Raw genomic sequence first — 14787 nt, 5'->3', positions numbered from 1 at the left:
CGGATCTCCTTCGGCGAGTGGACAGGCACGTAACCGATCGGTGGGCGCCGAGCGACCACAGCCGCTATCCGCCCGTCCGGGGCCCGGGATCCGGTGCCGGACCCGCTCGCCCGCGGCCGGTCGGGCATCCGGTCCCCGAAGGCCAACATACAAGACCGGCAGCGCATCCGGTCTACTCGACGAGGTTCTCGCTCTTCAACCAGTCGTAGGCCACATCGGCGGGATCCTCGCCGTCGATATCGACCCGGCCGTTGAGGTCCTGCATCAGATCATCGGTCAGATGCTCGGAGACGGTGGCGAGCAACGGTGCCAGCTCCGGGTAGCGGTCGATGATCTCGCCGCGCACGACCGCTGTGCCGCTGTAGGGCAGGAAGAATTCCCGATCGTCCTCGAGCACTACCAAGTTCAGGTTCTTCACCCGGCCGTCGGTGGTGTAGATCATGCCGAAATTACAGGGTGAGCTCTTGGCTGTCGCCGTATAGACGACCCCGGCGTCCATCCGCGTGACATTGCCCGCCGGAACGCCGTCGGGGTCGTTGTAGGGAATCCCGTACTTCTGCAGCATCGGTATGAAACCGTCGGAGCGACTGAAGAATTCGTCGTCGACGCAGAAGGTCCGGTCGGCGACGGGAAGCGCGGCGACATCGGACAGCGATTTCACGCCCAGTCGTCGGGCAGTGGGAGTCGACGCGCCGAACGCGTAGGTGTTGTTGAAATCGGCGGGCGGCATCCACTCCAGGTCGTAGTCGCGCTTCTCGATATCGTGGACGCGCTGCCACAGTTCCCGGGGATCGGAGATGGTCTCGGTCTGGTTGTGGTAATTGACCCAGCCCGTGCCGGTGTACTCCCAGAGGATATCGGCGTCGCCGTTGAGCTGGGCCTGCCGAGACGAGGCCGAACCCGGCGCCCCGGTGAGATCGGTGACCTGCGCGCCGGCGGCGGCGAGATAGGTCGCGGTGATCTTGCCGAGCAGCACACCCTCGGTGAAGCTCTTGGAGGTCACCACCAGGTTCGCCCCGTCGAGCGGTAGCTGCCCGTCCGGCAGGCGCGCGGAGTGGAAGGTGCCCGACGAACTCACCAGGCCGCAGCCGGCGAGCAGCGAGATCACCGCGAGTAGAACGGAAACCGTGGCGGCCGATCGTGCCGGTGCCGGACTCATGACACACCTCGCGGGGTCGCGGCCAGTTCGACGAGTCGGCCCAGCCAGTCGATGGTCAATGCCAGGAGTCCGACCAGGATCGCGCCCGAGATCAGCAGTTTGGGCAGGAACAGCGTGACTCCGGTGGTGATCAGCGTGCCGAGGCTGGTCGCGCCGATGAACGTGCTCAGCGTGGCGGTACCGACCAGGATGACCAGTGCGGTGCGGACACCGTTGAGGATCACCGGCACCGCCAGCGGTAGTTCCACCTGCAGCAGGGTCCGGGTACCGGAGTAGCCGATCCCCCGCGAGGCCTCGATCGTGCGCTGATCCACCTGCCGCAACCCGACGATCGTGTTCTGCAGAATCGGCAGGACGGCGTAGACGACGAGACCGACTATCGCCGTGCGGAATCCGGTGCCCAACCAGAACGTGAACAGCACGAGCAGGCCGACGGCGGGCGCGGCCTGACCGATATTGGCGATATTGACCGCGATCGGCTCGAACCGCTTCAGCGCGGGCCGGGTCAGCGCGATACCCAGCGGAATGGCGATCACCACCACGATGACCGTGGCCACCACGGTGAGTTCGATATGCGCGACGATGGTGTCGCGCAGGTTTCCCCAGCCCAGCGAGGCCTGCTCGGTCGCGGTGAACGTCGTCGACCGGTACCACAGCAGATAGCCGATACCGATGACCGCGATGATGAGTGGTTCGAACCACACATCGAGCGGAAGGCGGCGGAGCCGGCTCATGATTGCCCGACCGATCCGGGTTCGTCGTCGGCGGCGACCACCGGGGTCGGCGCCGGATCGGTGCCGTCGACGTAGGTGATGTAGGACGCGTCCGGCTCGTCGGCGCGGGCATCGGCGAGTTTGTCCCGAATGAGCTCGGTCACCGAGTCGATGCTCAGCGAGCCGACCACCGCGCCGCGGCCGTCGGTGACCAGCGCGGCCCCTTGGCTGGTCGCGAGCATGGCGTCCAGTGCGTCGTTGAGCGTCGAGGACCGCGCGACCACCGGCAGCCGCCGATCGAGGAAATCGGAAACCTCGGGTTTGGTGGCCAGTTCGGTCAGCGTCGGCCAGGACCGCGGGCGTCCGGCGCTGTCCACGACGACCACCCAGCTGTGCCCGGCGGCTTTCGCGCGTTCGATCACCGCCGGTGCGGATTCGCCGATACGGGCGGTGACCACTCTGTCGGACGGGACATCACGGACGCGGGAGACGGTCAGGTACGCCAATTTCGCTCCGGAACCGACGAATTCCTCCACGAAGGGGGTGGCCGGATCGGTGAGAATATCCTCCGGGCTCGCGTACTGCTCCACATGCCCGCCCTCGGAGAGGATGAGCACCTTGTCACCGAGTTTGGTGGCCTCTTCGAAATCGTGGGTGACGATCACGATGGTCTTGCCGAGTTCGTGCTGGATCGCGATGAGACTGTCCTGCAGGCGGGCCCGGGTGATCGGGTCGACCGCGCCGAACGGCTCGTCCATCAGCAGCACCGGTGGATCGGCCGCCAGGGCGCGGGCCACACCGACCCGCTGCTGCTGACCACCCGACATATCCTTGGGGAGTCGGTCGGCGAAGGTGGCGGGCTCGAGGCCGACCAGATCGAGCAGGTATTCGGTGCGTTCGGCGATCCGCTTCTTGTCCCAGCCGAGCACGCGCGGGATGGCACCCACGTTCTTGGCGACCGACCAGTGCGGGAACAACCCGCCGGACTGGATGACGTAGCCGATCGACTGCCGCAGCTTGTCCGGGTCCTCGCGGGTGACATCGCGACCGTCGATGAAGATCCGGCCCTCGGTGGGTTCGATCAACCGGTTGATCATCTTGAGGGTGGTCGTCTTCCCGCAGCCCGAAGGGCCCACGAAGGCGACGATCTCGCCGGCGGGGATCTCGAGGTCCAAGCGTTCCACCGCCGGCTTGCGCTGGCCTCGGAACCGTTTGACGACCGAATCCAGGGTGATCGATGCGCCGGTGACCGTACGCTCGGTTGTCCCTGTGACCGTCTCGCCGCTCGTCATATCGCCGGGCATAGGGCCTCCTTCGAAACGAGTACATACGGTCCGCGGAGACCGGTGCGAAGGCGCGGGTGCCGCGTCATGACAGTCCCTTCGCGATCGTGAGGCGTCCGAGCAGGACGAGAAGCGCGTCGAAGACCAACGCGATGACGACGATGAGAATCGTTCCGGTGAACGCCATCTCGAGGGCCCCTGCGCCGCCGAGGCGGGACAGTCCGTTGAAGATCAGCGAGCCGAGCCCGGGGCCTAGCACGTAGGCGACGATGGCCGCGACACCGACGATCATCTGGGTGGACACTCGGATCCCGGTGAGGATCACCGGCCAGGCGATGGGCAGCTCCACGGTGAGCAGAATGCGCAACCGCGAAAAGCCGATGCCGCGGGCGGATTCGACGACCGAGGCCGGTACCGACCGCAAACCGACGATGGCATTGCCGATCACCGGCAGGGCCGCGAAGAACGCCAGCATGATGAACGACGGGACGACGCCGAGCCCGAAGGGCACCAGCAGCAATGCCAGCAGGGCCAGCGAGGGTATCGTCAGGGCTACCCGGCTGGAGGTCAGAGACAGGGCCGACAGCAGCGGCAACCGGTAGACCGCGACGGCGATGAGGACTGCGACGACGGTCCCGACCAGGACCGTCTGGAATGCCAGGGAGGCATGCTGATACGTCAGAAATGTCAGCAGCTCCCCCCGGCCTCGGATATAGCTCCACAGATTCACGGGAATCCCATCGTCGGCCGGAAATCGTTCGGCGCCGGTCCGTGCGGAGTCATCGGACGGGCAAGCTGTAAAAGACTAATCGATACCGCCCGGTCGGACAGGGAAGGCACGCGGCGGATACGGTACTCCGCCGCCATATCCGTGCGCGTGCACGACCGTTACCGGCGGCAACACGACACGCCGCATCACTGTCCAGAGTTTCGCTCACCGGGAATCCATAACAGTTGCAACCGGGCGTGCGGATATTCGAGGTACATCTGTTCCGTCGCCCGGCACGACCGACGGCAACAGATCGGAATTCGTACGGAATACACGGTCGATACCCGATCCGTTGTGCGGCAGCGCCATGTGAAAACCGTTTCGGCGGGTGAGCGCGGCTACGCGGCGCGGGCCGGGGAGTCGACCGCCGAATAGTATTGGGCGTCGCCGGAAACCACGGTGCTCGGCCTACCGTCGACCCCGACCGGGATTCCCCCGGCCAGCGTGATCCGGGTCAGCCGGCGGTGCTCGGTGCCGTCGTAGTCGTCGACGGCGTAGTGCTGAGTGGCGCGGTTGTCCCAGATCGCGACATCGCCCAGCGACCAGTTCCAGCGAGTGGTGTTCTCCAGCCGGGTGATCCGGTCCTGGAACAGCCGGAACAACGCCTGCGATTCGGTGCCGGACAGACCCACGAACCGCTGTACGAATCCACCGAGCAGCAGGGCCCGTTCCCCGGTCTCCGGATGCACCTCCACCACCGGGTGCTCGGTCTCGAAATAACTCGACTCGAATTCGCGCCGGTAGGTGGTGGCGCCCTCGTCGGGATTGTCCTCGGCGGTCGCGGCGTAGTCGTACAGGTTCGTGTGCCGCGCCCGCAGGTTCTCGGCCAGCAGCCGCAGCGGTTCGGGCAGCGAGTTGTAGGCGGCGACGGTCGAGGCCCAGGTGGTGGAGCCGCCGTAGCTCGGCAGCACGACCGCACGCAGAATGGACGCCTTCGGTACCCGGTCGACGAAGGTGACATCGGTGTGCCAGCTGTTCGAGCGACCGTGGCGCGAATCGATGGCCAGGCTCTTCACCCCCGCCGACCGGACGGTCGGATGCGGCGTGGTCGGGGTACCGAGCAGTTCCGCGAACTCGTACTGGCCGTCCTCGGTGAGGTGGTCCTGGCCGCGGAAGAAGATCACCTTGTGCTCGGCGAGCGCCGCGCGGATACCGGCGACGGTCTCCGGGGCCAGATCGCCGCCGAGCCGGACGCCGTCGATGCGCGCGCCGATATGGGTACCCAGCTTGGTCACCTGCACGGTGGTAGCGGTGTCAACACTGTCGACGGGCATATCCGGGGCCTTTCGCTCGTATCCGACGATCGACTCGGAGGAAACCAGCGCGGGACCGCCGCGACCAGGGTTTCGGTCACCGGGATCGTAATGGGCAATCACTCGGCGAACCGGCCACCGACTCTGCTCGACACACCGCGCATTCGGCCGGAGCGCCGCGTGCCGCACCGGCCGCACCGCCGGGGCCGAGCCGGTGACCCATAGAATGCGGGCCGCGGGCCGCGGCAGCCGGCACCGGCGAGCAGCCCGCCGGCGAACCCGGGACGAGAGGGAGATATCGAGATGATCCTCGCCGAGGAGCCACTGCTACGCCCGCCCCACCTCTATATCGACGGCACCTGGTCCGAACCGGTCGCCGGCGGGATCCGGGAGATCCGCGATCCGGGGGACGGGGCGGTGATCGCCGCCGTCGGCGAAGCCGGCGCGGTGGACGCCCGGCGTGCGGTCGGCGCGGCCCGGGCCGCGTTCGCCACCGGCGAGTGGCCGGGCACTCCGGTCGCGGAGCGGGCCGCGCTGCTGCTGCGCACCGCCGAACTCCTCGCCGAATACCGTGACCCGATCGCCCGGATCGAGACCCTGGACACCGGTAAGACGCTGCGCGAGAGCCATATCGATATCGACGACGTCATCGCGGTGTTCCGGTACTACGGGCAACTGGCCGCCACCACGGGCGACCGGGTCGTCGATACCGGCGATCCGGCGGTGATCAGCCGTATCGTCCGCGAACCGGTGGGCGTGTGCGCGCTGATCGCGCCGTGGAACTATCCGCTGCTGCAGATGTCGTGGAAGCTCGCCCCCGCGCTGGCGGCCGGCTGCACGGTGGTCGCCAAACCGAGCGAGGTCACTCCGCTGAGCACGATCGCCCTGGTCCGGCTGCTGGAGCAGGCGGGCGTGCCGCCGGGTGTGGTGAACCTGGTCCCGGGTGCGGGACCGGTGGTGGGGGCCGCGCTCACCGGCACGCCCGAGGTCGATCTGATCTCCTTCACCGGCGGCGCCACCACCGGGGCGGCCATCGCCGCACGGGCCGCCCCGCACATCACCCGGGTGGCCCTCGAACTGGGCGGTAAGAACCCACATATCGTCTTCGCCGACGCTGAGCGTGAGAGCGCGATCGATGCCGTGCTGACCGGTGCCTTCCTGCATTCGGGCCAGGTGTGCTCGGCCGGGACCCGGCTCATCGTGGAGGAGTCGATCGCCGACGGGTTCGTCGCCGAACTCGCCCGGCGGGCCGCCGGGATCCGGGTCGGGCCCGGGACCGACCCCGCGTCGCAGACCGGGCCGCTCGTCTCCCCGGAACACCGTGCCGCGGTGGAGGCCCACGTGGCCCGCGGACTCGCCGAAGGCGCCGTCCTGGTCACCGGGGGGAAACCTCCGGAGGACCCCCGATCAGCCGCCGGCAGCTACTACCTGCCGACCGTACTGGACCGCTGCCGCCGCGATATGCGGATAGTCCAGGAGGAGACCTTCGGCCCGGTACTCACCGTGGAACGGTTCGCTACCGAGGCCGAGGCCGTCGAGCTGGGCAACGACACGTCCTACGGACTCGCGGCCGGCGTCCGTACCGGCGATTCGGCCCGCGGCGAACGGATGGTCCGCGCGCTCCGGCACGGCACGGTGTGGCTCAACGATTTCGGCCCCTACACCCCCGCGGCCGAATGGGGTGGGTTCGGGCGTTCCGGTATCGGCCGCGAACTCGGTCCGAGCGGGCTGGCCGAGTACCAGGAGATCAAGCACATCTGGCACAACACCGCACCGGCGGTCGGCGGCTGGTTCGCCTGAACTCCCCCGGAACCGGCACCCCGGCCGGTCGCCGCCGGCTCAGCTACCGGGGGTGTCGGTCGAGTTCGGCCCACACGGTTTTGCCGCCGTCGCGGTAGTCGGTTCCCCACCGGGTAGCGAGCTGCGCCACGAGCAGCAGCCCGCGCCCTCCCGTGCGGTCCGGCCGCCGGACCCGCGCCGGGGTCGGCGAGGCATCATCCACCTCGATACGGAACCGGCCGCGGTCGTCGACCATCAGCCGGCAGGCACGCGGCGAGCGGGCGTGGCGGCAGGCGTTGCTCACCAACTCATCGCTCACCTGCACCGCGTCACAGAGCTCGACACCCGCGCAACGGCCTACCAGGCCGCGTACCTCGGCCCGCACCTGCGCTGTCGGCGATGTCTGGAGATCCACCTCGACAACCAGACCATCCGATCTTCTACCGCTCCGTACCGAATCCGGTGTCATCACACCCACTATGGCTCCTCTTCCGCTCCGGCGAGCACTCCCGCACCCCGCGGCCGCTCCCACTCGGCCCGGCTTACCCGCTACCAACCGGCGGAAACCACATCGCGCCCGGGCTCTTTCCGCCGTGGCCGGCTTGCCGACAGCGATTCGTAGCCATGGTTCGCGCGATCATCGGACGCTCATGGCCGCCGGTCGGCACGGCACCCGAAAAGCAAGAAACCCGCGCCGTAGCGCGGGTTTCCGTATTGGTCGGCTCCTAGATGGCGCGGACGCTCTGAGCCTGCGGACCCTTCTGGCCCTGCTCGATCTCGAACTCGACACGCTGCCCCTCGTCGAGGGACTTGAAGCCGGAGCCGGAAATCGCGGAGTAGTGGACGAAAACGTCAGGACCGCCACCGTCTTGCGCGATGAACCCGAAGCCCTTTTCGCCGTTGAACCACTTCACACTGCCTTGCGACATACTGTTGTTTTACTTCCTGTTGTGAGCCGAGCGATCACTTCAACAACCCGTACTCACCCTCCAGCATGCCACAGACCCCCGCCACTTCCCGAAAGCGTGAGCCACCGCACCTCACGAACACCGAATCCGAGTCGGGCCGGCGGGAAGGTTTCGTGGTCCCCAGCCACCCGCGCCCGGGACCGACTCGATACCGCGGTGCGGACCGCCGGCGCATCATGGCCGCGATCGGTGGCGAGACCGGTATCTCCCGCCGGTCGACTTCCCGGCGCCGGGACACACCACCGGCGCGACGTCCACACATGGGTGGCAGCGGCGGTAGGGCGGCGCCACGTGGATAGTGGCAGGTCGAGCCCGGTGCCGCGACACTCGCGTCGGTCCCGGGACAGCCCATGGGAGCGCCCTAAGCTGAAGTCGTGACCACTTCCGGTTCCTCCTCCAGCAGGCCCGGCGAATCCGCACCGCCGGCCCCCACGGGCGTCGGCCGCACCGCGCTGATGGTCGCCGCCGCCCGGGCCGCCGAGTCGGTACGACCGGACGCCCTGTTCGTCGACCCCTACGCCGCCGATTTCCTGGCCGCCGCCGGGGGTGAGGAGTTCGCCGGTGGCTCCGACGCGGCACGCATGTGGGACTCTTTCAGCAGCTACCTGCCCATTCGAACCCGGTACTTCGACGACTACATCCTCGACGCCACCCGTACTGTCGAGCAGGTCGTGATCGTCGCCGCCGGACTGGACACCCGGGCCTTCCGGCTTCCGCTGCCGCCGGAGATCGTGGTGTACGAACTGGACACCACGGGAATGCTCGCCTTCAAACAGCAGGTCCTCGACGCGCAGGACGCACAACCCGCCGGCCGCCGGGTGACGGTGCCGGCCGACCTCCGCGAGGACTGGGGTGCCCGGCTGGTAGCGGCAGGGTTCGATCCGTCCGCTCCGGCGACCTGGCTCGTCGAGGGGCTGCTCCTCTATCTGAGTCCTGAGCACAACGATCGGTTGCTGGCCGAGATCAGTGGGCTGTCCGCCGCCGGGAGCCGGTTGTCGATCGAGTATCTGCACATGGACTCGGTCGCGCTGATGGCCGCCGTGGCGGCCGGCGAGGACGGCTCGGAGATCACAGCGATGTGGCAGGGCGGCGGCGTGGCCGAGCCCGCACAGCCGTGGCTGGCCCGGCACGGCTGGGACGCCGAGGTCTCCGACACCTACGAACGCGCCGCCGCCTACCACCGGGACCTACCTACGCTCGGCGACACCGTCATGGCACGTTTCGCCGAGGCGTCCCGCCACGGCCTGGTCACCGCCCGGCGACGCTGACGGGCGGCGGGCTCACCCTCGGACCAGCGGTGTGCCCAGCGCCCGGCGCCGCCGCATATCGGCCAGATGTTTGTCCAGCGGGTACATCCGCCGGCGTTCGGGCCCGAGCCGCATCACGGTACCGATCGCGCGCATGATCAGTTCGAAGGCGCGTTGCCGCCCCGGGCTTCACGTCGGCCCGAGTTCGTCCCGGTACCGCTGGGGGCAGGGAGCCGGTGGGGAAGAACGGTTGACGGGCCGGAACAGCACCCCGTTCGACGCGCCCGTACGGCCCGAGCTCCACGACCTGTTCGCGCAGCGACCGTTTCACCTCGTCGTCGATCGAGATCTCCGTGGACTTGCACTCCCAGTACTCGGCGTCCGCGGCCCGATCGGCCGGCCACACCGTCGGATCGACGCCAATCGGGTGAGGGCTTCCTCGGTGAACATCCGATGTCCGCCGCTGGTGCGGTGGGCCGGAAGGAGCTCCTCGTCGCAGTAGAGCCGGATGGTCCGGACGGGGATACATCGCGACGGATACGGAGTGGTCGGCCGGAACAGGCGCTCCGCTGGTCGCACCGATCGCCGAAATACTACTGCTGGTCACCGGCCGGATCTCGGTGGAGCAGTGGGCCGGATCGGCCTGATCGAGGGGATCGGTGGGGCCGGGCGGGTATGGCGAATGCGATCCGGGCGCGCGGCCGGCCGGACAGTCGGCTTCGGTACGTCGAGCGACTACCCCGACCCCGGGGCACAAACCCGCTACCGAGCATCGAATCGGCGGATTGATCGGACGGATTCTGGGAAGCCCGGATTCGACAGGTACACAAACTCTTTCGAGGAGGTGGGCCGTGAGCACCGTCGCCACGACACACAGGAACCGTCGACCGGCCGCCATGATGGCGACCAGGTTCGGACGTCCGGGGTCCGCACGCTCACTGCTGATCGCCTGGATGGCCCTCATGGCCTTCGTCAGCCTGGCGCTTGCCCTGCTCTGACCGGCCCCGGCACCCGCCCGGGGGTCAGTAGGCGCCGTCGCCCCTGGCGACCGCTCGCAGGGTACGGGCTATGATTCGCAGGTCCAGCAGCATGGACCAGTTCTCCACATAGGAGATATCGAGTTCGACCGAGTCCTCCGGGGACAGGTCCGAGCGTCCGCTGACCTGCCACAGCCCGGTGATCCCGGGCCGCACCAGCAACCGCCGGCGCATCACGCCGTCGTAGGAGTGCACCTCGCGGCGGACCTGCGGCCGCGGCCCGACGACACTCATATCGCGGAACAGCACATTGAAGAACTGCGGCAGTTCGTCGAGGCTGTACCGGCGCAGGAACCGGCCCACCGGGGTCACCCGTGGATCGTCCTTCAGTTTGAAGAACAACGGATTGCCGCCGTGGGCGCTGATGAGTGAGGCGGCTTGCCGGTCGGCCCGCACGTACATACTGCGGAACTTGATCATCCGGAACGGTTTACCGTCCATCCCGATCCGCTCCGACAGGTAGAACACCGGCCCGGCGCTGGTGAATTTCACGGCGGCGGCCAGAACCAGCAGTACCGGGGCGATAGCGACGAGGACCAGGACGGAGAAGCACAGATCGAACACCGCCTTGCCGAACGAGAGCGCCCGGTCGTACTGGGGCCGTTCGATGTGCAGCATCGGGATACCGGCCAGCACCTGGCTCGACATCCGGGTCCCGGAGATGTCCATGATGCCGGGCGCGACGATGAGTTCGGTGCCGAACGCGTCGAGATCCCAGGCCAGCCGGCGGATATCCCGCGGGCCCAGCCGGTCGGTGGCCATGACGACGACGGTATCGGCGCCACTGCGGCGGACCGCGCTGCGTACCGACCGGTCGTTGCCGACGATCGGGATATCGCGCTGCCCCACGCGCAGGGTGGCGGGTTCGTCGAGTGCGTCACCGGTGGGGGTGCAGACCCCGACGACGTGATAGCCGTGCATCTCCTGCGCGGATAGCGCGGTCGCGACGGCACGGGCGGCCTCCGGACTGCCGACGACCAGGACCGAGCGGCGATAACGGCCCAGCGCCCGGCGCCGCACCGCGTGCGCGCGCCACAGCGCCCGGGTCGCCATCAGGCCGAGTAGACCGAGCGGTAGCGCGATCACCAGGTGGGCGTGCGCGATATCGACGCGCAGGATCAGCGAGACGATCGCGATCGTGCCGAACAGCTGCAGGGTGGCCGAGAGCAGTCGCCGGTATTCGTCGGCACCGGCGCCCACGGTATGCGGGGAGCGGGAGCCGTTCCAACCCAGCAGAATCGACCAGCCGACCGCGATACCGAGCGTGAGCGCGGTGTTGCGCGGCTCGAATTCCCAGCCCAGGGAGTACCCGGGCGCGATGCTGAACAGTTGCGCGCACAGGGCCGCCGCGGTGACCACCGCGATATCGGTCCGGGCGAGCCGGCGGACATATCCGGCACGCCAAGAGTCCCGGTCACCGGGATTCGGCAGGTGCAAATCGACCGCGCCACCGACCACATGGAGATCCAGAACCATGAAACGTACCCGCTTGAACTTCGAACGACCGTGCCCCGGCTGTCATGCGCGACAGCAGATCACACGCTTTTTCCAGGAAGCCCGGCCTACAGAACAGGAAGGCCGGGCCGATCTTGTTGCAGAAGTATTGCCCCCATCGACGCCGGACACAAGTGCTGGAATCGGAATTGCCACCGCATACCGTTCCGTATCGGTGCCGAATACCGGGAAATAGCCTATTTCGGTTGTCCACCATCGTTATCCGAGCGCGGATCGTTACACAGTTTGCTGAAGATATGCCGAAGGTCACTTCTGCGCAAAAGTCCGCTCGGACCGTGTCGCAGATGCGCCGGATTGGTGCTATTTTTTCCGTCGATCGGCAGAGAGAAGTTGCTTCTCGGGGCTGCGGGGCGCCGCCGATGTACATGACCGTTCGAGTGGAGCCCGAGTGCATTGTCGTTTGTGTGAGTCGTCCCGGCTGGCCAGTGTCGTCGACCTGGGTGCGACACCTCCTTGCGAGAGTTTCCTCTCCGAGGATCGGCTAAACCTGCCGGAATCCACCTATCCGCTACATCTCCGGGTGTGCGCGGACTGTCTGCTGCTGCAGATCCCGGCACTCATCACGCCCGAGGAGACATTCACCGAATACGCCTATTTCTCCTCGTATTCCGAATCCTGGATGCGGCACGCGCGCGAGTTCACCGCCGCGGCGATCACCCGGCTGGGCCTGGGCCCCGACTCGTTCGTGGTGGAGGTCGCCAGCAACGACGGCTACCTGCTACGCAATGTGGTGGCTGCGGGTATCCCCTGCCTGGGCATCGAACCCTCGGCGAATGTCGGCGCGGCCGCGCGGACGGCCGGCGTGCCGACGCTGACCGAGTTCCTGACCGAGGAATCGGCCCGGCGGGTGCGCGCCGAATACGGAGCCGCGGACCTGGTGGTCGCGAACAATGTGTACGCCCACATCCCCGATCTGCGCGGTTTCACCCGAGCGCTGCGCACGTTGGTCGCCGAGGACGGCTGGATCTCGATCGAGGTACACCACGCGCTGAACCTCGTGCGGCACGGCCAGTTCGACACCATCTACCACGAGCACTTCCAGTACTACACCCTCGCCTCGGCTCAGCGAGCGCTGGCGACGGCCGGGCTGGCGGTCGCGGATGTGGAAACACTGCCGACCCACGGCGGATCGCTGCGTATCTGGGCGCGCCCCGAGGCGGTGGCCGAACCGTCGGTGCGGGTGGCGGAACTGCTGGCGATCGAGGCGGATACCGGTCTGCACGCGGTCGAGGGCTATCGGTCCCTACGCGAACAGGCCGAACGGGTACGCCAGGATCTGCTGCGCTTCCTGCTCGACCAGAAGACGGCCGGACGGCGGGTGGTCGGCTACGGCGCACCCGGTAAGGGCAACACCCTGCTCAACTACTGCGGAATCCGTCCCGACCTGCTCGAATACACGGTGGACCGCAACCCCTACAAGCACGGCCGGTATACCCCGGGCACCCGCATACCGATCCATCCCCCGGAGCGGATCGACGCCGACCGACCCGATTTCGTGCTGGTACTGCCGTGGAATCTGGAAACCGAACTCACCGCGCAGCTGCGTCATATCGGGGAATGGGGTGGACAGCTGGTGATCCCACTGCCCACGGTCCGGGTGGTCGCGCCGAGCCCGGCGGAGGTCACCGCGCGATGAAGGTCGTGTTGTTCTGCGGTGGATACGGAATGCGGATGCGCAGCGGGGAGAACGACAGCCCGCCCAAACCGATGCAGATGGTGGGCCCGCGGCCGCTGATCTGGCATGTCATGCGCTACTATGCGCATTTCGGGCATACCGAATTCATTCTCTGCCTGGGCTACGGCGCCCACCACATCAAGAATTTCTTCCTGACCTATCAGGAGACGATGTCCAACGATTTCGTCATCCGTGACGGCCGGGTCGAATTACTGCACTCCGATATCGCCGACTGGACGATCACCTTCGTCGATACCGGCCTGGAATCGGCCATCGGGGAAAGGTTGCGCCGGGTACGGCCCTACCTCGGGGACGACGAGATGTTCCTGGCCAACTACTCCGATGTGCTCACCGACGCCCCGCTGGATGTGATGATCGACCGGTTCACCGCGTCCGGAGCCGCCGCATCGATGATGATCGTGCCGCCGCAGTCGTCGTTCCATTGCGTGGACGTGCTGCCCAGTGGTGAGGTCAAGCAGATCACCGCGGTCGGCAAGCTGCCGATCTGGGAGAACGGCGGCTATTTCGTACTCACCCAGGAGATCTTCGATCATCTGCCGGAGGGCGGTGACCTGGTGGAGGACAGCTGCGGAGCGCTGGCCGCGCTGGGCCGGCTCTACGGTTACCGGCACGGCGGCTTCTGGAAACCGGCCGATACGTTCAAGGAACGCGCCGAACTCGACGCCGGATATCACCGGGGCGACCGCCCGTGGATGGTCTGGGAGCGGGCCGCTTCGTGATCACTCTCGCTCCCGCGCGGCTCGACGAGGTCGCGCTGCTCGGCGCGCACTGCGACGATATCGCCATCGGGATGGGCGCCACCCTGCTGACCCTGACCCGCGGAAACCCGGGGCTGCACGTGCGCGCACTCGTCCTGTCCGGCGGTGGCACCGCCCGCGCCGCGGAGGAGAGCGCCGCCCTCGAACGTTTCTGCGCGGACGCCGATCTGGACCTGACGGTGCTCGACATACCGGACGGGCGGGCTCCGGCACACTGGGACCGGATCAAGAGCGCGCTCGCCGAGTTCCGGCGCGATACCGACCCGGAGCTCGTCTTCGCCCCCCAGCGCGGCGACGCCCACCAGGACCACCGCCTGCTGGCCGAACTCGTGACCACGGAGTTCCGTGATCATCTGGTGCTCGGCTACGAAATCCTCAAATGGGAGACCGATACGCCCCGGCCGGTCGTCCTGCATCCGGTGGCACCGGAGATCGCCGCGGAGAAGGCCCGGCTGCTCGCCGAATGCTATCCCTCGCAAGCACACCGCGACTGGTTCGACGAGGCCGCGTTCCTCGGTCTGGCGCGAATCCGTGGCGTGCAGTGCCACAGCGAGTACGCGGAGGGGTTCGAACTGACCAAAGCCGTCCTCGATCTGGGAGGTCCGTAGAA

General features: G+C 67.5%; 16 protein-coding genes. 6 read left to right on the top strand and 10 right to left on the bottom strand.

What is annotated here, in order from left to right; all coding sequences use genetic code 11:
• Positions 1-172: 172 nt before the first annotated feature.
• The 5 genes from ACQPYS_RS12650 to ACQPYS_RS12630 form a co-directional block, all read right to left on the bottom strand.
• Positions 173-1159 carry a glycine betaine ABC transporter substrate-binding protein gene (locus ACQPYS_RS12650; RefSeq protein ID WP_433492707.1) on the bottom strand — a complete coding sequence of 329 codons (987 nt, stop codon included), beginning with the start codon at positions 1157-1159 and terminating at the stop codon, positions 173-175.
• Positions 1156-1893 (bottom strand): ABC transporter permease, encoded by a 738-nt coding sequence (locus ACQPYS_RS12645; protein ID WP_063034144.1) that lies wholly within the window; start codon positions 1891-1893, stop codon positions 1156-1158. Before ACQPYS_RS12645 ends, ACQPYS_RS12650 begins: the two co-directional genes overlap by 4 nt.
• Positions 1890-3176 (bottom strand): ATP-binding cassette domain-containing protein, encoded by a 1287-nt coding sequence (locus tag ACQPYS_RS12640; protein ID WP_433492706.1) that lies wholly within the window; start codon positions 3174-3176, stop codon positions 1890-1892. Before ACQPYS_RS12640 ends, ACQPYS_RS12645 begins: the two co-directional genes overlap by 4 nt.
• 64 nt (positions 3177-3240) lie before the next feature.
• The gene (locus tag ACQPYS_RS12635; protein WP_063034142.1) at positions 3241-3885 is read right to left on the bottom strand and encodes an ABC transporter permease; all 645 of its coding nucleotides are present in this window, start codon (positions 3883-3885) and stop codon (positions 3241-3243) included.
• Positions 3886-4262: 377 nt separating this feature from the next.
• Complete coding sequence (locus ACQPYS_RS12630; RefSeq protein WP_433492705.1) at positions 4263-5198, bottom strand: TauD/TfdA dioxygenase family protein; 936 nt, start codon at positions 5196-5198, stop codon at positions 4263-4265.
• 282 nt (positions 5199-5480) lie between these two features.
• On the opposite strand from ACQPYS_RS12630, the gene ACQPYS_RS12625 reads away from it, so the two are divergent.
• Entirely contained in the window at positions 5481-6977 is a 1497-nt protein-coding gene (locus ACQPYS_RS12625) for an aldehyde dehydrogenase family protein (RefSeq protein ID WP_433492704.1), read from the top strand.
• 43 nt (positions 6978-7020) lie between these two features.
• On the opposite strand, the gene ACQPYS_RS12620 is transcribed toward ACQPYS_RS12625, so the two are convergent.
• Together ACQPYS_RS12620 and ACQPYS_RS12615 are read right to left on the bottom strand one after the other, a co-directional pair.
• A complete protein-coding gene (locus tag ACQPYS_RS12620; protein ID WP_063034141.1) occupies positions 7021-7371 on the bottom strand; it encodes an ATP-binding protein in 351 nt (116 codons plus the stop codon).
• Positions 7372-7681: 310 nt separating this feature from the next.
• The gene (locus tag ACQPYS_RS12615) at positions 7682-7885 is read right to left on the bottom strand and encodes a cold-shock protein (protein ID WP_039825274.1); all 204 of its coding nucleotides are present in this window, start codon (positions 7883-7885) and stop codon (positions 7682-7684) included.
• Between the two features lie 413 nt (positions 7886-8298).
• Between ACQPYS_RS12615 and ACQPYS_RS12610 the strand changes: the two genes are divergently transcribed.
• Entirely contained in the window at positions 8299-9192 is an 894-nt protein-coding gene (locus ACQPYS_RS12610; RefSeq protein ID WP_433492703.1) for an SAM-dependent methyltransferase, read from the top strand.
• 12 nt (positions 9193-9204) lie between these two features.
• On the opposite strand, the gene ACQPYS_RS12605 is transcribed toward ACQPYS_RS12610, so the two are convergent.
• Together ACQPYS_RS12605 and ACQPYS_RS12600 are read right to left on the bottom strand one after the other, a co-directional pair.
• The gene (locus tag ACQPYS_RS12605) at positions 9205-9327 is read right to left on the bottom strand and encodes a hypothetical protein (RefSeq protein ID WP_433492702.1); all 123 of its coding nucleotides are present in this window, start codon (positions 9325-9327) and stop codon (positions 9205-9207) included.
• A gap of 171 nt (positions 9328-9498) precedes the next feature.
• On the bottom strand, positions 9499-9750 hold the full coding sequence (locus ACQPYS_RS12600) for a MerR family transcriptional regulator (RefSeq protein WP_433492701.1): 252 nt from the start codon (positions 9748-9750) through the stop codon (positions 9499-9501).
• A gap of 272 nt (positions 9751-10022) precedes the next feature.
• Here ACQPYS_RS12600 and ACQPYS_RS12595 point away from each other — a divergent pair, with 272 nt between their 5' ends.
• The gene (locus ACQPYS_RS12595; RefSeq protein WP_431938829.1) at positions 10023-10169 is read left to right on the top strand and encodes a hypothetical protein; all 147 of its coding nucleotides are present in this window, start codon (positions 10023-10025) and stop codon (positions 10167-10169) included.
• Positions 10170-10193: 24 nt separating this feature from the next.
• On the opposite strand, the gene ACQPYS_RS12590 is transcribed toward ACQPYS_RS12595, so the two are convergent.
• Positions 10194-11684, bottom strand: coding sequence for a sugar transferase (locus tag ACQPYS_RS12590; protein ID WP_433492700.1), 1491 nt, complete (start codon positions 11682-11684; stop codon positions 10194-10196).
• A gap of 427 nt (positions 11685-12111) precedes the next feature.
• Here ACQPYS_RS12590 and ACQPYS_RS12585 point away from each other — a divergent pair, with 427 nt between their 5' ends.
• Genes ACQPYS_RS12585 through ACQPYS_RS12575 form a run of 3 tightly spaced genes read left to right on the top strand, consistent with a single transcriptional unit; the run spans position 12112 to position 14785 of the window.
• Positions 12112-13359 carry a methyltransferase domain-containing protein gene (locus ACQPYS_RS12585; protein WP_433492699.1) on the top strand — a complete coding sequence of 416 codons (1248 nt, stop codon included), beginning with the start codon at positions 12112-12114 and terminating at the stop codon, positions 13357-13359.
• The gene (locus ACQPYS_RS12580) at positions 13356-14138 is read left to right on the top strand and encodes a glucose-1-phosphate cytidylyltransferase (protein ID WP_433492698.1); all 783 of its coding nucleotides are present in this window, start codon (positions 13356-13358) and stop codon (positions 14136-14138) included. The genes ACQPYS_RS12585 and ACQPYS_RS12580 overlap by 4 nt, the downstream gene beginning before the upstream one ends.
• Positions 14135-14785 (top strand): PIG-L deacetylase family protein, encoded by a 651-nt coding sequence (locus tag ACQPYS_RS12575; RefSeq protein WP_433492697.1) that lies wholly within the window; start codon positions 14135-14137, stop codon positions 14783-14785. Before ACQPYS_RS12580 ends, ACQPYS_RS12575 begins: the two co-directional genes overlap by 4 nt.
• Positions 14786-14787 lie beyond the last annotated feature (2 nt).

The sequence above is a fragment of the Nocardia grenadensis genome (genome assembly GCF_050942415.1).
Taxonomy (GTDB): Bacteria; Actinomycetota; Actinomycetes; order Mycobacteriales; family Mycobacteriaceae; genus Nocardia; species Nocardia grenadensis.
The sequence above is the reverse complement of the archived record's forward strand: the minus strand, read 5'-3'. Positions and strand labels throughout refer to the sequence as shown.